Annotated in this window: 19 protein-coding genes, 1 tRNA gene and 1 pseudogene; 8 read left to right on the top strand and 13 right to left on the bottom strand. The window is 43.7% G+C overall.

The window, feature by feature from the left end; genetic code table 11:
* The 4 genes from JK130_RS12875 (at position 1) to JK130_RS12860 (ending at position 3,930) form a co-directional block, all read left to right on the top strand.
* Complete coding sequence (locus JK130_RS12875; RefSeq protein WP_246587798.1) at positions 1 to 960, top strand: hypothetical protein; 960 nt, start codon at positions 1 to 3, stop codon at positions 958 to 960.
* Positions 961 to 1,094: 134 nt separating this feature from the next.
* Positions 1,095 to 1,718, top strand: coding sequence for a uridine kinase (udk, locus tag JK130_RS12870; RefSeq protein ID WP_195812178.1), 624 nt, complete (start codon positions 1,095 to 1,097; stop codon positions 1,716 to 1,718).
* A 23-nt stretch (positions 1,719 to 1,741) separates the two neighbouring features.
* Entirely contained in the window at positions 1,742 to 2,953 is a 1,212-nt protein-coding gene (locus JK130_RS12865) for a NupC/NupG family nucleoside CNT transporter (RefSeq protein WP_218354731.1), read from the top strand.
* 137 nt (positions 2,954 to 3,090) lie between these two features.
* Positions 3,091 to 3,930 (top strand): isopenicillin N synthase family dioxygenase, encoded by an 840-nt coding sequence (locus JK130_RS12860; protein ID WP_218354730.1) that lies wholly within the window; start codon positions 3,091 to 3,093, stop codon positions 3,928 to 3,930.
* Between the two features lie 47 nt (positions 3,931 to 3,977).
* Here the strand turns inward: JK130_RS12860 and JK130_RS12855 are convergent, their stop codons facing one another.
* Both JK130_RS12855 and JK130_RS12850 read right to left on the bottom strand, forming a co-directional pair.
* A complete protein-coding gene (locus tag JK130_RS12855; RefSeq protein ID WP_218354729.1) occupies positions 3,978 to 5,288 on the bottom strand; it encodes an IS4 family transposase in 1,311 nt (436 codons plus the stop codon).
* A gap of 115 nt (positions 5,289 to 5,403) precedes the next feature.
* Complete coding sequence (locus tag JK130_RS12850) at positions 5,404 to 6,564, bottom strand: tetratricopeptide repeat protein (protein ID WP_218354728.1); 1,161 nt, start codon at positions 6,562 to 6,564, stop codon at positions 5,404 to 5,406.
* Positions 6,565 to 6,728: 164 nt separating this feature from the next.
* Here JK130_RS12850 and JK130_RS12845 point away from each other — a divergent pair, with 164 nt between their 5' ends.
* The 3 genes from JK130_RS12845 (at position 6,729) to JK130_RS12835 (ending at position 9,078) form a co-directional block, all read left to right on the top strand.
* The gene (locus tag JK130_RS12845) at positions 6,729 to 7,238 is read left to right on the top strand and encodes a fasciclin domain-containing protein (RefSeq protein ID WP_218354727.1); all 510 of its coding nucleotides are present in this window, start codon (positions 6,729 to 6,731) and stop codon (positions 7,236 to 7,238) included.
* Positions 7,239 to 7,531: 293 nt separating this feature from the next.
* Positions 7,532 to 7,954, top strand: coding sequence for an MAPEG family protein (locus JK130_RS12840; protein WP_218354726.1), 423 nt, complete (start codon positions 7,532 to 7,534; stop codon positions 7,952 to 7,954).
* A gap of 197 nt (positions 7,955 to 8,151) precedes the next feature.
* Complete coding sequence (locus tag JK130_RS12835) at positions 8,152 to 9,078, top strand: GGDEF domain-containing response regulator (protein ID WP_343211001.1); 927 nt, start codon at positions 8,152 to 8,154, stop codon at positions 9,076 to 9,078.
* Between the two features lie 373 nt (positions 9,079 to 9,451).
* Here JK130_RS12835 and JK130_RS12830 read toward each other — a convergent pair whose 3' ends face one another.
* The 5 genes from JK130_RS12830 to JK130_RS12810 form a co-directional block, all read right to left on the bottom strand.
* Positions 9,452 to 10,183: a hypothetical protein gene (locus JK130_RS12830; protein WP_218354724.1), complete on the bottom strand. Its 732-nt coding sequence runs from the start codon at positions 10,181 to 10,183 to the stop codon at positions 9,452 to 9,454.
* A 619-nt stretch (positions 10,184 to 10,802) separates the two neighbouring features.
* Complete coding sequence (locus JK130_RS12825; RefSeq protein WP_218354723.1) at positions 10,803 to 11,168, bottom strand: outer membrane protein assembly factor BamE; 366 nt, start codon at positions 11,166 to 11,168, stop codon at positions 10,803 to 10,805.
* A gap of 262 nt (positions 11,169 to 11,430) precedes the next feature.
* A complete protein-coding gene (locus JK130_RS12820; protein ID WP_218354722.1) occupies positions 11,431 to 12,048 on the bottom strand; it encodes a hypothetical protein in 618 nt (205 codons plus the stop codon).
* A 587-nt stretch (positions 12,049 to 12,635) separates the two neighbouring features.
* Complete coding sequence (locus tag JK130_RS12815; RefSeq protein WP_218354721.1) at positions 12,636 to 12,899, bottom strand: hypothetical protein; 264 nt, start codon at positions 12,897 to 12,899, stop codon at positions 12,636 to 12,638.
* 40 nt (positions 12,900 to 12,939) lie between these two features.
* On the bottom strand, positions 12,940 to 13,197 hold the full coding sequence (locus JK130_RS12810; RefSeq protein ID WP_218354720.1) for a hypothetical protein: 258 nt from the start codon (positions 13,195 to 13,197) through the stop codon (positions 12,940 to 12,942).
* A gap of 83 nt (positions 13,198 to 13,280) precedes the next feature.
* Here JK130_RS12810 and JK130_RS12805 point away from each other — a divergent pair, with 83 nt between their 5' ends.
* A complete protein-coding gene (locus JK130_RS12805) occupies positions 13,281 to 13,487 on the top strand; it encodes a DUF3950 domain-containing protein (RefSeq protein WP_218354719.1) in 207 nt (68 codons plus the stop codon).
* A gap of 18 nt (positions 13,488 to 13,505) precedes the next feature.
* Here the strand turns inward: JK130_RS12805 and JK130_RS12800 are convergent, their stop codons facing one another.
* From JK130_RS12800 to JK130_RS12775, 6 genes and pseudogenes are all read right to left on the bottom strand, one after another.
* A complete protein-coding gene (locus JK130_RS12800; RefSeq protein WP_218354718.1) occupies positions 13,506 to 14,402 on the bottom strand; it encodes a hypothetical protein in 897 nt (298 codons plus the stop codon).
* Positions 14,399 to 14,731, bottom strand: coding sequence for a hypothetical protein (locus JK130_RS12795; protein WP_218354717.1), 333 nt, complete (start codon positions 14,729 to 14,731; stop codon positions 14,399 to 14,401). Before JK130_RS12795 ends, JK130_RS12800 begins: the two co-directional genes overlap by 4 nt.
* 10 nt (positions 14,732 to 14,741) lie before the next feature.
* Entirely contained in the window at positions 14,742 to 15,014 is a 273-nt protein-coding gene (locus JK130_RS12790; protein WP_218354716.1) for a helix-turn-helix transcriptional regulator, read from the bottom strand.
* 109 nt (positions 15,015 to 15,123) lie between these two features.
* Positions 15,124 to 15,954: pseudogene (locus JK130_RS12785) on the bottom strand (DUF6387 family protein); the annotation flags it as partial.
* A 48-nt stretch (positions 15,955 to 16,002) separates the two neighbouring features.
* The gene (locus JK130_RS12780; protein ID WP_218354714.1) at positions 16,003 to 17,244 is read right to left on the bottom strand and encodes a tyrosine-type recombinase/integrase; all 1,242 of its coding nucleotides are present in this window, start codon (positions 17,242 to 17,244) and stop codon (positions 16,003 to 16,005) included.
* Between the two features lie 175 nt (positions 17,245 to 17,419).
* Positions 17,420 to 17,506 (bottom strand) — tRNA-Leu (locus tag JK130_RS12775).
* Between the last annotated feature and the right edge of the window lie 263 nt (positions 17,507 to 17,769).

Genomic DNA, 17,769 nt, shown 5'->3' with positions numbered 1-17,769 from the left:
TTGAAGCAGTATTCAGCGAAACAGTGGTTAAAAGGGCTCGGCGTTGCCGTGGGTTTGTTTATCCTGTTTCAAATGTTCATTTCTGCAGGCCAGCTTGCCGGACATAGTATTGCTTACCATCGGGCATTTGACGCATTAAAGCAACGGGTTAGTTTAGATAGCGCGTATTTAGATATCGGTAACAAAACGTTGAATACGCCTGTTAACCAGTCTGCCGTGGCGCGCTACATTGATAAGTTTAATCAAACGCTTACCGATGAGGGGTTTCCGATTAGGCTGGTCAGTTTGCAAGGCGTGAACGGCACTGACACCTTGCGGGCAAAACATAGTGGGGAAACGACGTTTACTATGCAAAATGCCGAACAGCGGCTAAGTGTTTCTGTATCTGAATCAAACTGGTGGTATATCATTGAGCTGCACCCCGCCAGTGTTGTCGGAGCGCTGATACTGGCCCCCATGTTAGTACGTATCAGACAAACGCAAAAAGCCAAACGCTTAGCTGCAGTGGACGACGCCCTGGAAGATACCCCACAACCGCGCCTGGTTATCGACTTACATAAAAAGACCATTGGTAATGGTGTTGACAATACGCACCCGCTTTTACAAAACAAACCTTTCTGTTTTTATGTCGCGCTGGTGAAATATTGTATTGAGCATCCCGATACACCGCTACTGCATCATAAAGATGTGCCGCCTGAACTTATTAGTGCAGCAAATTCCGTGTTCAGCCGGTTAATAGAGCTGGGGCACACCAAAAGAAAGCGACCCGACTTTAACGCTAATTTAGATAAAACATTAAGCGAAATACGCTCAGCATTAGAAGAGGTCTTCAGCCAGTTCAGCGACGCCAAAGAAAAATATTATCCACCCCGCGCCCAGGGAGAAGGCTCAAGATCAAAACAACATTCTTTCGCACTTACGCACTTACAAGAACAAGATGTTGAAATAATTGGAAACTAACGCCTTTTAAACGCGTTATCAGTCATAACCACAGTAAGCAAGGACTGATCCAAATAAAGATAAATATCAACTTAACATTGATTCATCGGGCATGATTGCGTATCTTTGCACAAGGAAAATCAGCCCAAATCACTATGCAATCTCCATTAATTATCGCTATTTCCGGAGCGTCAGGCTCTGGTAAGTCACTTTTTACCGAAAATTTGCTTAATGCGTTTGCCATTCAGGGGCAACCGGTCCAAATTCTGCGTGAAGATCATTACTATCGCGCGCAGGACCATTTGCCTATGGAAGCACGTGAGCAAAATAATTATGACCACCCCAATGCTTTTGAGCATGAGTTGCTTAAAGCACATTTACAGGCATTGCGTCACGGCGAGCCTATTGACTACCCTCACTACTGCTTTAAAACCCATACCCGGCTTCCCGAAACAGAGCGCCTTAACCCTGCTCCGGTCATTATACTTGAAGGTATCATGTTGTTAGCTCGTCCTGAGCTACTGCCTATGTATGACGTTAAAATATTCATCGATACCCCGTTAGATATATGTTTGATGAGACGAATGATGCGTGATGTAAAAGAGCGCGGACGGACTATTGAATCAGTGGCCAGCCAGTACGAATCTACGGTTAAACCCATGTATCATGAGTTTATCGAGCCAAGCCGGTTTACTGCCGATGTAGTTGTAACCCAGGGTGGAAAAAATCAAATAGCTCTGGATGTCATCAAGTCCCATATTCAACAGGCAATACAATAAAATAATAATAAAGGAATTACCCTATGGTGAGTTTACTGGGCATTGTGATATTGCTTGGCATTGCATTTGTATTGTCATCTTCGCGCCGAAGCATTAGCTGGCGTACAGTGGGTGGCGCATTTGCGGTACAAGCACTTATTGGTGCTTTTATTCTGTATTTCGAACCTGGAATTCAATTCCTGCATGCGGCAACAAAGTTTGTCGGCAATATTATTGGCTATAGTCAGCAAGGTATAAACTTTATCTTTGGTCCCATGGGTGACCAAAGTATGGGGTTTATCTTTGCTTTTAACGTTTTGCCAGTTATTGTTTTCTTTTCTGCTCTTATTGCCGTGTTGTATCACTTAGGCATTATGAACTGGGTCATTCGGCTGATTGGCGGTCTTCTTCAAAAGCTGCTAAAGACAAGTCGCCCAGAGTCTATGTCGGCGGCGGCGAATATATTTGTCGGTCAGACTGAAGCGCCGCTTGTGGTCAGGCCCTTTATCCCACATATGACCAAATCAGAACTGTTCGCAGTCATGGTTGGAGGACTGGCGTCTATTGCAGGCTCGGTTATGGCGGGTTACGCCAGTATGGGCGTAGAACTCAAGTATTTGCTTGCAGCAAGCTTTATGGCGGCCCCAGGCGGTCTGCTGATGGCCAAAATTATTCAGCCTGAAACCGAACAAGCAAAAGATGAATTGGCCGACATTCAGGCCGAAGATACCAACTATGCCAATGTTTTTGACGCGGCTGCCAGTGGGGCCGCATCGGGAGTTCAACTGGCCATAAATGTGGGCGCTATGTTGCTCGCTTTTGTGGCATTAATTGCAATGTTGAATGGCATCATCGGCTGGGGGGGCGGTTTATTCGGTTATGAAGAATTATCGTTTCAGGGCATATTAGGCTTTTTATTGCAGCCTCTAGCCTGGGTACTTGGGGTGCCCTGGGATGAGGCTCAATTGGTAGGAAGCTTCATTGGTCAAAAGATTGTGGTGAATGAGTTTGTCGCCTACTTGGATTTTGTTTCTCACCAGGCGCAGCTGTCTCCGGTTACCCAAGCTATTGTTACTTTTTCTCTATGTGGTTTTGCTAATTTTTCTTCCATTGCTATTTTAATGGGGGGCATCGGAGCCATGGCTCCCTCACGGCGCAAAGAAATCGCCACGCTGGGTTTAAAGGCCGTTATTGCAGCCACATTATCAAATTTGATGAGTGCTGCACTGGCAGGCTTCTTTTTTGCATTAGGTTAAATGCACATTAAGTAGACTAAACAGTCAAGTTTTTATACATTACCGCTTTTGGACGGACTCGTTAACCCACGGCCGTCATTGTTTTTTTAAGAATGAGCACGATTTATAGTGCTCTTCGCGTTATACAGGACACTGTTATGCCATTAGTTGCTGTTGATTATCAATCTGAGACTGCCAAAGAAGATTTTGTAGAGTCATTACGTGAAACTGGCTTTGGGGTGTTAAAAAATCATCCAATCCAGCAGTCAAAAGTGACAGATATTTATGATACCTGGCAAAAATTCTTCGATAGCGAAGAAAAACACAAGTATGTCTATAATAAAGGCACTCAGGATGGTTTCTTCCCTCAAAGTGTATCTGAAACCGCCAAAGGCAATACCAAGAAAGATATCAAAGAATACTACCACTTTTATCCTTGGGGCCAGTGCCCACCAGAGCTACGGGAACAGCTTGAGCAGTATTACAAAGAAGCCAACGAATTAGCGCAGGAACTACTGTCGTGGATTGAAGATTACTCGCCACAAGATGTTGCGAGCTCTTACAGCCAGCCTCTATCGCAGATGATTGAAGATAGCGATCAAACGCTACTGCGCATACTTCACTACCCGCCATTAAATGGCGATGAAGAGCCTGATGCAATTCGGGCCGCCGCTCATGAAGATATTAATCTGATTACAATATTGCCAGCCGCAAACGAACCCGGCTTGCAGGTTAAAGCGCGTGATGGTAGCTGGTTAGATGTGCCATGCGACTTCGGAAATTTGATTGTAAACATTGGAGATATGTTGCAGGAAGCCTCGGGCAATCACTTCCCTTCAACTACGCATCGGGTGGTTAACCCAGATAACACCGACATGACGAAGTCACGTATTTCGTTGCCATTGTTTTTGCATCCTCGCCCGGACGTAAAGTTGTCAGAACGCCATACTGCGGGCTCGTACCTTCAGGAACGGCTTAAAGAGCTGGGCGTTATTTAAACTCCCGTTCAAAAATTAAAAAAGCCGGTTTTATACGCTAATGCCGTTCACTTAAGGTGAGCGGCATTTTTCTTTCTGCTGTATCGCTGTGGTCTCTGCTTAACAGTTCGGGGAAAGCTTCGTTCTCGTCGTGGAGCCAGAATAAGATTCTCAGCCATTTTATGCAGGTATTTATACTGCCTTGGAATAGCGCCGGGCGTTGAATAAGGCAGACCGACCAGCAGCGACGTCACCTGAGCCAGCGCGCCGTTAAAACTAAGCTGGTAAGGCAGGTAGTTTCCTTTAAGGTTAAAGCACATCTGAACCATCTGGTATCGCACCAGATTGTAGGTCAGCAATACCCCCCACAGTTCCTGTTTCACTAATTCAGGCAAGCGACTACGTAGGGTCAGACGGTTCCCCAGCATATATTGTTTTTGCTCCCTGTAACCGAGTTCAATCTCCCAGCGATGCCCGTATAAGTCAGCGATATCGGCTGCAGGGTAGCGCATGGCATCGGTCATTGACGTAAGCACTTCATAGGTTTTGCCTTTGATTTTTCGGCTCACAATACGAGCGGTCAGGTTGTATGGTAATCTCGGCCATAACTTCCTAGAGCGGGGATTACTACTCAGACTGACCAGTTTATCATTGCGTCCTAGAGAGCGAATTTCCTGATATTGCAGATTCTTTTTAACAGGAATAAGCCAGTGCCGGTTTTCCCCTGCGTGCTGCCACTGATGTAACAGGCCCAGGGAGTAAAACCCTTTATCGAACAGGGTGACACTATTATCCGGAGTGGTTTCGATAAGCTGTTCGGCCAGCTTCATTTCATTGACGGCGTAACTATCAAACGCGCTTCCCGTCATCAGGTGGGTACTTAGCTCCATCTGACAAACCATTCTTACTTGTGGGTAAAGAGAGTCTTTTTGGCGTGAAAACGCGTCGGCGTTTTCTGGCGTATCTTCGGTACGCCAGACGACACCATCGACGCCTAACAGCGTCAGCCCATTCCACTGAGGCAAGTTTGCCTGTCTGATCCAATGCGCGGTCATTTGCTGATATACCGCCTTTGCTCCACTTTCACCCAGGGTTTTACGACGCTGCGTTAACGCACTTGGCACCACAAAGGGCTTACCCTCACGGTCAATAATGTCCAGTTGGTTCACCACGTCGGATATCGATTTGTCATTATATAAAGCCATCCCCACAAGCAGCCATACCAAAGATTCCAACGGTAACTTACGTTTGCGCAAGGTGACCGTATCCGTCATCTGATAAGCCTGCTCAATCAGTTCTAAGGGGATGAGGTCTGACAGAGCTTTAACCTGAGGCTGCTTAACAGTATTGATGATGTCTAAAGCTTGAGAAACGTCCATAAAAAAATCCGATATCAGTTACCTGATACCGGATTTTGAAGCCTTACAAAGATCGGTCAACCGATCATTAAATTCTTAACTGATCGGCATTAGTTTTATACGCCGGCTTTTTTGGCTAATTCAGTGCTTGTAATGCCGATAGTTTGCTTTGGTAACGCGCTTTGTCTTGCTCTGAGCTCGCCAAATTAGCTGCCCGAGTTAAAAACCGCTCTGCCTGGGTTATATCGCCCAGCTCGTAAAATGCCCTACCCATTCCAGCCATAACTTCATGTTGAGACCTGTCCAGCCGCAAAGCGGTACGATAATGCACAAGGGCAACTTTAGGTTGACCTTGCTCTAAAGCTTCTTCACCTAAAATAAAGTGATAAAAAGGATTCGAGTCGCGCTGCGCTGAAATACGTGCGTGGATTAAGTCGGCTTCTTCGTTACGCTGAGTAAGTCGATACAAAATAGCCAGGTTTTCCCATGCAGTTAAATTGTTGTAATCAAGTGCAATGGCTTGCTGATAACTTTTTTCAGCGGCCGGGTAAGCCTGATGTTTACGATACAACACACCCAGGTTCACCCATACCTGACCCAATTGTGAATCGGCGTTGGCGGCTGCTTTGAAGTAGGCATAAGCCCGAGAGTAACTATTGGCCATCAGCGCATCTGCGCCCTTATTATTATAAAACATGGCAACGACCCTAGACTTACTGATAGGCACTCTTTTGAAGCGGCTACGCACGGTTTGAGGATCAAAATCGACATCCATATATGGGGTCATGAGATTTAGCTGATGACTATTTTGAGCAACCTGGACCCGAAGATTTATGTGCCCGTTGAGAAGGTTATATCCGTCTCTTCTGGTCCAGTACTCTGGAATATCTACCTGATAAAATTGAGCAGTAAAACCCGCGGCTCTTGCCATTGAGTAGGTCATTACTGATAGAGAAAGACAGTTAGCTGCTCGGTTGGCAAAGGTTTCACTGGCAACCGAATTAGCACTACTCTGATACAGCAGACCCAGCTCAGAATAGTCAAATATTCGGTTTAAAAGCTCACGCATATTTGCATGGGGAACGCGCTGAACCGACTGGCTCTGACGTACAAAGTCACTGGCTTGATCATCAAGACTAAAAATTTCTTTGGCTGACTCTACTGAAAACAAATGATAACTGGGAAATAGATCATCACGCAGTACCCGCACCTGCTCAGGTTCTGTATGAATTTTGCTGGCGCATCCTGTTGTGCCGATGAGTACGACCGCTAAAGCCGCTATAGCGATAGTTTGCATATTCACCTCCTGAGGGCGAAGCCACGCTAACTGTTCACATCGTCTTTACATTATATACCTTTTTGAGCGGTTCAGGAGATCTCTTTGCTCTGTTCAATCCAGATTGGGTGTATCACGTACTTATAGATAACAAATTAAATGGTTTTCACCCAGTGGAGAAAAAAATGAAACTTTTGAAAAATACAAAATACGTTATTGCGCTAACCTGCACTCTTTTGAGTCTGTCAGCGGTAGCGAATCAACCTGAAGAAAAGAAATCACAGGATATTGCGACAGTTTTGCAGGAGCAGGAGCGATTCTCTACCCTGGTAAAAGCACTCAAAGTCGCCGGTATCACTGATATTTTGAGAGACTCCGGCGATGTTACTATTTTTGCACCCAACAATACTGCGTTTGAACAAATGCCAGAAGGCCAGCTTGAAAAGCTGCTTCAACCTGAAAACAAAGAAAGATTAATTAAAGTATTGTCTTACCACATTACTGAAGGTCGGGTCGACGCTGAACAAGCAGCAGCAGACAAGTACGCTGATTCATTAGAAGGCACAAATTTGCAGCTATTGGTAAAAGGCAGCCGACTAACGGTAGAAAAAACGCTGATTGTTGAAGAAAATATTCGTGCCAGTAACGGCATTGTTCATGTTATCGAAAAAGTTCTGATGCCGAAATCTAAGTAGTTCCTGAATCCTGAGCGGGTATGTCTCCAACTGATCCGCCGATATACCTATGATGAATGGGTGGTCTATTCTGGTTAATATCAGTAAGCCGGCCCTAATGGGTTTAATAAATACATTAGCGCTGTTTATCAAATAGCGCTTTTTTATTATTTGATCCATCCTCAATAGCGATGATGGTTTTGCTATATATTTTAACAGGAAAATGGTGAGCAAAAGGCGGCATACGCAGGAGTTTGGCGGGTAAACCGCGATACTTTTTATCTACAAAATAATAATCAATAAGAGAGAAAATAATGACTCATACCTATTGGTGGAGCCTTGCGGGACTGTGGTTTATCTTACTCATGGTTTTTGTTCAAAGCTTTATTGCCGCAGTTGTTCACAGCAAAAAGGATGCTTCGCCACCTGGAAAGCTAAGCCAAAACCTTAGTCATGACTCGTTAGTATTCAGAACTCATCGTACATTTCAAAATTCACTTGAAAACCTCGCGGTATTTGTTGTCCCCGTTATTATCGCAATTATAGCGGGCGCCGATGCAGCTATACTCGGCGCATTGGTTTGGGCTTATGCGTTAGCCCGACTTGGTCATATGTTGTTGTACTACACTATTGCTACAGAAAAGAACCCAAGCCCGAGAAGCTACTTCTTTTTAGGCGGCTGGTTTATAAACCTGGCTTTATATGTATTTGTAGGCATACGTTTGTTCGTCGGATAATCCCCCGCTTTAAAAGATTTGATTTATACTAAATCTGCTATTGATTATCCGACTGAATAAAACGATGTCTTGCGGCCTCAAAAAAACGTTCGATATACTGAGAATAAGTGGTATCAGTGTGTTCTTGCTTACAGAGGTATATGCTTTGCAGCGTGTGGACAGTCGGTACATATTTTAAGACACGGCCGGGAGCCTTTGTGAATTTCGAACAAACCACTAACCGAACACTGAAAGACTGCCGTGTGCTGATTGTTGATGATCAAGAGTCCAGCTTACTTATTATGGAAACTCTGCTTAAGGATATTACCCGGTGCCATACGGCAATGAGCGCAGACGAAGCATTTGTATATTGTCAGCTACAGCAACCTGATCTCGTTATTAGCGATGTTAATATGCCGGGTACCAGCGGCCACGAACTCAGCCAGAAATTGCGCGCCAACTCAGATACCGATCATATCCCGGTTATTTTTGTGACCGCCAGTAGTGAAGATGAAGAGCAGGAAAGATGCTGGGCCGCAGGAGGTGTAGATTTTGTTACCAAACCTATCCACGCTACCACCTTTCGCAACCGGGTAAAGTTTCAGTTAACCCATAAACTTAAATCTGATTTGTTAGAAACGTTAATTTATACCGACAGACTGACCGGTACGTATAACCGCCATTATCTGGATGAACGCCTGCCAAATATTGTCAAAGATGTCGAACGCGATAAGCAATGTCTTTCCATCGCTATTTTTGATATTGATTTTTTCAAACAATATAATGATGAATACGGGCATCCTGCCGGCGATAAATGTTTGTGGCTATTGGCAAATACTGTTCAAAAAAGCCTGATGCGTCCTATGGACCATTTGGTTCGGATTGGAGGCGAAGAATTTTTAATCCTGCTTCCTAATACCGATAGAGCTGGGGCGCAGGTCGTATGCCAGCGTTTATTAGAAACCATCTATTCGTTAAACATTAAACACAATAACGCAGATTTAGGCCGGGTTACGGTAAGTATTGGTCACGCTATTTTCACTCCTGGGGGCCACGAATCGATAGAACAGGTTATTTCACGGGCCGACCAGCTTCTTTATCAGGCTAAAGCGCAGGGCCGAAATTGCTATGTGTGTAGTTCGTAACAACTTTGGTCGTTAAGACCATACTGTTCTGTCTTGAGTTGAGCTGATCAGCAGAAGTATTTAACCGAAGCATTTGGAAGGGTTTGGTAAATTTCACATCAACCTTATCGGTTAAAAAAGTACTTTATCTTGCGTTAAAACGAAGCCCAATGCTTCTGTATTAGCTAAACCGCGCCCTTTATTAATATATCCTGCTTATGCCCAGCCTGCGAAACCCTATGTAATAACTGAATACCTTAATAATTAAATACCTGAATAATTGGTTATCAGAAAACCTCAAATTGTTTATAAATCTCAAACATCCAGGTAAAAAACCATAGCGTCCTGGGTAAACCTTCGGGTCAAAAGTGTCTCAGCAATTAAGCGATTACAGCTAGCATTGACCCGACTGGGGAGCGGCAATGAAACGCGATACTTCCCGGGGTGCACACGGGGATATTTCAAACACAATAAATAAAACAAAAGTAGCGTAAAGCGCGCTTAGCATGACAAACAAGGTACTTACGTCAAACCCGGCCAGGGCCGCACCCACCGCCAGGCTCGCAATGGGGACAAAGGCCACCAGCATCTTTATTTGAGTCAGTAATTTTAGCCAGATAGCTTCACCTTGCTGCTTATTCAAACCAAGACTGTGACAAAAATACCCCAGCACCAAAGGCAATATTTGAGCCATACAAACCAACGCCGCACCTATCACCATGCCACCTACAGCAGGTCCATCGAACATTGTATTTGCAGAGTGGTCCGAAGCCTGCTCAAAACCTTTTAGTGCTAGCATCTGTTGAGCAACCCAAAGGCCACCCCAGCTCAATATGCCCACTCCGGTAATCACCACCAGCCAAACCGGCTGCTGATATTTTAATTCAGCCAGCAGTTGGCTAAGAGAACCTGTTCTGTATTGGGTCGTCACAATAGCAACACTAAAACCAATTAAAGCAACCAGCGCTGCCATTTTTAGCGGAAACTGAGTAACTGACAGTTGGCTAACCAGCCCTGCTAATAATAGTAATACTGCCGCAATGGCCGGATGCTGAAAAAGAAAGCGACCCAAATTTTTATAGGCCTGGGTGAAATCCTGCGTATTTAACCTGGTTTTAATGTTCATACTACCCTCACTTAAGACATCTTAAATATATCCTGTTACCCGGGGATTGGTAGGTATGAAGATTAAACATGGGTATACCTGTCGTTAAAGGCGTATCCCCGCAAATACGCGGGTTGCAACTTTGGTATAGAACAGCATTAGACTATAAAAATGAATCGGGGAAGAAATAAGAACCTGAAACTGAGACTGAAATTACGTTTACCGTTAACCCTTAAGCACCATCAAAATCTATTTAAGACAAAGCTGTTTTCAAGACCTTTGTTTTGCCCTGAACGGAGGATGTTCAGCGCCCTTTCTTATTACGAGCAATTTTGCACACTTGTTTCACTGCTAGTTTGTTATTAGCGGGGCCTTATAACTTTTGGTAGCAATTGCTTTACTTAAGAAAGGAATGGTGCCCAGGGGCAACACTGAACCAAGAACCTAACGATATGATTGTATGCAAATTTGAGCTTTCTCGATATCTAGGATGTTACTTTCAGTGTTACTAAAACCCATTTCGCTCTGATTTCTTTATATGAAAAAGTATTCAAAGTTGCGGGTGGGCAAGAAAGGTTATTGCAGCGGTGCTGTATAGGGAGGCTATAGAGATTTACCCTACCCCTCCCCTTATGGCATGTTAGTTTGCAAATAGCCCTGTGTTAATATCAGAAGCTGATTCAGAATAGTTCCAGTCGCTCACTACGCCCTGCTCATCCAGTGTAACAGTCAACATAGTTGTTGCTGAGGTCGCTCTACCAGCAAACGCGCCATAGATAGGTATAAAGCTACTGGCTTTTGTTGCGCTGGTGGTATACATGTAATGCAAGATCTTATTGCCATTGGAATTCATGGTTATAGTTTGCGGCTTCCCCAGGTTGGCCATTACTTCCTGTTCCGTGGTCACACCTTTTTTTAATTGCTGCGCGTAGCTCTTATCAATTTGATTGCCATAAGACACACACCCGGACAAACAAACTACGATCGCAAAAATAATGTATTTCATTGTTAACACTCCCTGTTTAATTAATCATCACATTACGCCAGCTTTTACCAGCTTACAACTCTGCTCGAGTTGCGCATGGTTGTGGTGTGTATTCAGTGTTGTTCTTCACCATTTCCCTTATAACACAACAACCACCAGCAATAATGAGTCATATATAGAGAAACCTTGCGCTGCTGCGTACCCGTAATGATGAGAAGGTATAGAAGTACCTTAATTTGACGCCAAAGCCATAAAAAAGGCCGCATTGAGCGACCTATCAATATTATTTACGGCTTATACGCCTATAGCCAAGCAAGGCTAAAGGAAGTCCAAATAGTGTCGCTGTATATGGCTCAGGAACTAAAGTAACACTGTCTGATAATGTCCAACTATTTCCAGCGCCAAACCCGAGCGTGATATCGTCACCGACGTAGTAATCATATCCATTCCCATTTTTTGTAAACAACATCAAAGATAGTTGAAAACCGTCGTTCAATTGGGACAAATAATCTTTACCAGTACTAGGGTCATACGAGAAAAATTGTGAGATTACGTCTATGTTAAAACCACCTCGTACATTTCTCTTACGAGGACCAGTATAGTTCGCTTCCATTCCGTAAAAACCATTACCCATGGCCATAAGCAAGAAATCCTCGCCGACTAATTCAGAGCTGGTAGTCATAGGATCAAGGTTGATATCCCAACTGTAATACAGTGGGTCCATACTATAACCATACTCAAATTCATTTTCTCCGAAATACAAAGAGGTGACAAAACCATAATTTGACCCGCTGACAGTGAATGTTTTTCCGTCTAGCTGGGGTTGCTCGTAAGTATAGGTCAAGCTTGCGCTGGCTAAAGTAGGTAAAAGTAACGCGAGAGCTGTAAGTAGTTTTTTCATAACAATTCCTTTTGTGAGGTTTTCGCATTATCAACACATATTGTGACAACTGTCAATTCATTGACGCCGAAGTTCAGATTTTTGGCGCCATTTAAATCACAACTAAGAAAGCATCAAAAATTGTTTAAATATCTGATTAAGTTAGCGTATGTTGATGCGGTGTTGTCGTTGTCACGGGTTTCAGAACTCACGCACGAGGTGAGCTATGTGCTGCGAATTACCCACGTATGAGTTTAGCAAAGGGACCCGTCGAATTTTGACCTAATGGTCAGATTTTTTCTTGCGCTTCCTGAAGCAGTCTTACAGCAGTTTTACGTGAGATCACTACGTCATCATGGGGTATGATAAATCTTTCTCTTCCTGTGTCGCTGAGGGCTAAAAAATTCCACAATATGACTTCGACTTGCTCGGTTAAGTTATCCATTTTGCTTTGCCCATTCGATAGTAATCCTAGTTTACCCAAGAATTTAAAACTGATAACTGTACCTTAGAAGAGGTTTTAAAATAGAAGGCCGATACCGCTATGTTTCGACCTACTATAGATTGTAGTTTGTTGCGCAGAGAGGGGTTAGAGGGTCAGGGGTTCGTTAAAGCCTTACTTGCTTTATTTGGTCACGTCGCTTCTCAGCAATGTTTTTTAGTTTTTTATCCGCCAGCTCGTATTGGTGAATCAAGTCTCTTAATGCCCATGTAACCCCGTTGTACTCTTGAATATCAATAGAGTGGTCGGCCATCATGGCTACATCTGCCAGCAACTTATTTATACTGAAAATTTGTTGTAGGTGCCCATCCTTCAAGTCCTGAAGATCAAGTTCGCTTAGTGAATCTATAAGTGGTTTCGCATCTAACATTATTCGTTTTCCTTTAGTCAGTGCCAATTTATAGCGGGGTTTAGGCTTCTTCTGGGGTATTCTTTTCACGTTCCCAGATAAGTTGCTCAGTTCGGGCCTCTTCTATTTCACCAAGCAAGTCAGCAATAGTTGTGGTGGCACCTTGAAGTATGTCTTTGTCTAAATCTATCTCTTCATCTAAAACAACCTCCATAAGCTTTGCCACGCTATAGGCTTTTGTGACGTTTTTGCTACTGGTCTCAAAGTGCTGCTTCATTGCGTTTTGTGTAGCGGCCTTAGTTATTTGACTAATATCCATAACAGTCCCTTTATGTAAGTTTGTTTAAACTTGCTGTATATTCTCTGGTACACACCCAACACTATAGAAGTGGTACACACCCAATGCAAGAGGAAAATAAAAGTTCTGCAAAGCGTCCCGATGAACGTAAAGGTTCTAAGCGGGTCAATATTCGTTTTGAAGATGACCTGTTGAACCAAATTTACGAACAGTTGCCAGATAACCCAAATGAAAACCAACGAGCTTCAACACCTAAGATTGGTTTATCAGATTGGGTTAAAGATGCTTGCCGTAAAAAGCTCGAAAGTTAACTGCGGGTCGACTCGGTTTCAGCTCGCATTGTCATAGTCTTGTAACCATTCATCATTTGTCTGTTCCTGGGGAGCCTTCTTAACAGAATTAGAAGGAGGCTCTTTATCCTTCATTACTTGATTACTTAATTCGTACTTTGAAAGACTCGTACTTTGGTCATCCGTACTGACATCGACACTTGCATGATTAGACACGCACTTTAAATTAGGCCTTACGCCTTGCGTAACACTGGCTACCGCTGAATGCTTGCCACCAGCCTTTGCCACTTGGCCTTGCCACTCAGTGTTGCCACCTACGCTTGCCACCTGCTTGCCACTTCCTTGCCACTTATCTGCCACTTCCCTGCCACCAGCTAAACGCAGTATTTCATGACTAGAAGCGTGTAGGCTGGTAATGCTACTGTTATCTAATTTGCCCGGGCTTTTTAGTTTCGCTGTAACAAACAAACCGTTCAATTTTCCCAAGCCTTTATAAAGCTCGCTCGGCCTTCTCGGTTCCGGTAAGCCTAAATGTAGCCACAACCGATAGAGCGCGTGGTTTCTAGTAACCCTGAACCGCTTGCCCTTATACTGTGCGCCGGAGCTATTACACTTGGTTGATTTACTGTACTTCAATACAACATTGAAAATGGCGGCTACCTCTTCGCCAGTGACCACATTGAACAATTGTAGCCGGCACCCTGGGCAATGAATTGATCGCCCTGCTTTTTGATATTCATAGTTGCCAACAGTAAAACCAATGAATGAATAAATAGGTAAGTCCGTTAACTTTGACCAATGCTTGATGATGGCCTTTGAGTAACGTCTATACCAATCACTTGTATACCTTGAAGTATCGCCAGTGACTGAAAGCTTACCGTTCTCTACTTCGACTGTGTGACCTCTATCCAGAATAGTTTTTAACGGGCTATTCATGCAGCCCCCTTTTCTATACCTGCAATCTTTCGGGCTACTATCAACGAGCGGCCACTTAGCCAGTACAAACAAACTGATGATTCGCCCCCGTATCTATTTTTTACATTTACCCGTTTTCTATCAAAGCTAATGGAATACATCTTCTGAAGAACGCTGATTGTAGTTGGTAGACAATGATCACCTACTCGTTCCGCACTGAACCGATGATACTGAGCACCATTCGCAAACCGTAAAAGCATAGATTTAAGCTTGCCAGGGTCTTTTGATGCGGTTAAATTGGTAATGGTTTGATTGATGTTGTTGCCCTTCGGGGCAGCTTCATTTTTCATGACAGTCCCCTTACGCTACGAGTTCTTGAAGAAGTTTTGAAGCGGATTGCTTCCGACGTTCCACCAGATTTCTTACCAACTTCTTAACTTCAGTTTCCGGTAAACCTAATGCTCTGGCTGCTATTACGGCTTCTATCTCATGCTTAATGAAACCAGAGGAACGGCCCCCTAGCTTTATAGGCGGTACGAAGATACCTTCTTTGATTTGGTGCCAAAGTGTTGAGCGTTTACTTCCGGATTTAATAAGAACTTCTGGTAAACGAAGGATGGTTATGTCTGTCATGGTCTCGCCCTGTTTGATTAAGTACAGGAGCAATTATCAACGTCGTTTATCTATAAATTAACACATAAAAAATAGTTCTTTTTCTTCGTAAGAATTTTTGAAATTATTTCTATAGTGTTTGATTATTTTGATAGTGGGGATGCTCAATCTTAGTTTTAAACTTAGTTATTACATTACGGTATTCCCCTTCCCCGAACTCACCGTAAGGAAACAACGTAACTATTAGAACGCTTAACTTGATATGAGCTTTTTTGAATTCTAGCCAAAGCTGCAAGTCATAAAGTGGAAGTATCTTATAGTCTAAAAACTTTTCGCGATCTCCTTTTCTAGGGTTAGGAAGACTCGCTGGCTCTGCTATATCTAATTCGCTACGCCATGCTTTCAAAAGTTTTGGCATAACTTTCAATATTTCCTTGTCAGGATAGTTAGCCAGGTCAATATTGATAGGTATAGAGCCTATTAGCTCGCCCTCACGGATACTACTTTTACCATCTTTGTCGGAAAGTAAAGTTGCTAAAGGAATTGCACACTTTACTGTCTCCAAATACCCTTTTGATACATTTTTAGTATCGCTCAAATAGCTTGTTCCTACTTCATGTAGATTTTCAATATTTTTGGGCGTCATCAGGCTCATCACATCACAACCATTAGGGTATGAGTAGTTAGCTAAATCAAACGGGTCCGACGGTATATTGAGTGGCTTTCCTTCTGGTAGTTTGCTGACAACTTTGGAAAGCTCTACACAGCCTGCATTAATAGCTTTGAAAAGATCCTTTTCAAGCCAGCGTTGCTTGCATATGTCACTATAAGCAAGCTCAAGTGTTCCTAGTCTACAAGCCTTCAGTTCCTTCATAATCATTTGACGTAAGCTTAGCTCTCTAATAAGCACTGGATAACTATAATCTTTAAAACATTCATAATTATCCAGCGAGAACCACTCAGGGAGGTCTTTTCAAGATGTTATTTTAGCCATTGTTCAACAAGACCTTTATTTTGCTAAGTACGTGACATTGCTGGTGGATTCAGTAGCCCTACCAGCCAACGAATTTTCAATATGTTCCGACCACCAGCACATCATTACTTTTCGGCGTTCAAGGTATTGCGCCCGGTTGTAAGCAGAGCGGACCTCGCTTTCATCCCTATGAGCTAACGCAGCTTCAATGACATCATGGTCAAACGCTTGTTCATTCAAGGTGGTACTTGCTAACGAGCGTAGGCCGTGGGCTGTTTGCTTGCCCGTTAACCCCATATCTCTAAGAGCTTTGTTCGCTGTTTGTCGATTCGCTGATTTTTTAGGGTTGGTACTGGATGGGAATACATATTTGCGGTGGGCGCTTAATGGCTTCATCGTTTCGAGAATTTCAATTACTTGCGAGGTAAGCGGTACGAAATGATCTCGCGCCATTTTCATTCGGGCGGCTGGGATCGTCCATATGCCTTTTTCTTCGTCAATTTCAGACCATTCCGCTTCGGCAGCTTCACCAGGCCTAACCATCGTATGTAGCTGAAACTCAATTAGGCAGCGGGTGGATATTTTGGCTGAGGAATAGCGGATAGCTTTCATTAGTGTTTGCAGTTCTTCGGGCGGTAAAGCTGCCCGGTGTGCAACCTTCGATGATGGGATGACTTCTCGAATACCCGCTATAGGATTATGGGCGATGATTCCAGAGTTAACCGCGAACGTCATTACGCTATTCATTCTCCTGGATACTTTCCGAGCTATCTCATAGCTGTTACGCCCTACTATTGAGTTTATTACCTCGATAGCTTTAGGGGCCGTTATCTGTTCAATGGGATACTTGCCTACTAGCGGATAAACATCTTTTTCAAGTGAGCGTCTGATGTTGGCTATGGTACCCGGTGTTACCTTTGTAGCGTGAATTGCTAACCATTGCTCCGCTACTGTAATGAATGTGGCTGCGGCCTTCTCTGCGCTTTTGGTGCGCTCTTGCTCACGGTAATCAATCGGGTCGATCTCATTGGCAAGCAAAGTGCGGTATTTATCTCGCTGCTCTCTTGCTTTTGCCAGGGTAAGATCAGGATAAGGGCCAAGGCTTAAATTCTTGCGCTTTTTAGTGTGCGGGTGGTAGTAATTGAATAGCCAGAGTTTTGAGCCATTGGGCTTCACTCTAAGCTGCAACCCTTTACCATCTGAGAGGTTGTATTCCTTCTCTTTCGGTTTGGCCTTCTCAACCTGTGTAGGGTTAAGTGATATGGTAGTCCGTGCCATTTAGTAACATCGCCCCTGGTGATTGAACGTTGATGTTACTATGAATGTTACTAAAATATTTGGACATAGCAAGACGCTTACAGACCCACAAGGACTATAAATATCGATAAACCACTGAAATTAAGCGATTTTTAGTGCGTGATTTTTATTTAAGAGATGTCATGAGACAAAGGAATGGTGCCCAGGGGCGGACTTGAACCGCCACGACCGTTAGGTCACTAGCACCTGAAGCTAGCGTGTCTACCAATTTCACCACCTGGGCTTACAAGCAACAGATACAGGCGTATCCGTGTTGTTGTGGGTGCGCAATTTACGCAAGCTACGCCCTTTTGTCAATTGTTCTGAAGGGCTTTTTGCGGATTATTTTTTTATTATAAGCCGGTAACGGCAACCTCATTATTTCTGTGGGCAGAATTACAGTATCGTTAGCTTTATCAGACACATTTGAGCGTGTTTCGTGATCTTCTTTTTCTAACGTGCGATTATGCCGGTTCTGCAAAAATCGTAATATTTCTCAAAATAGTC

The sequence above is a fragment of the Alteromonas lipotrueiana genome, assembly GCF_019249245.1.
In the GTDB taxonomy this organism is placed as follows: Bacteria; Pseudomonadota; Gammaproteobacteria; order Enterobacterales; family Alteromonadaceae; genus Alteromonas; species Alteromonas lipotrueiana.
This window is presented reverse-complemented; position numbering and strand designations above follow the sequence as displayed.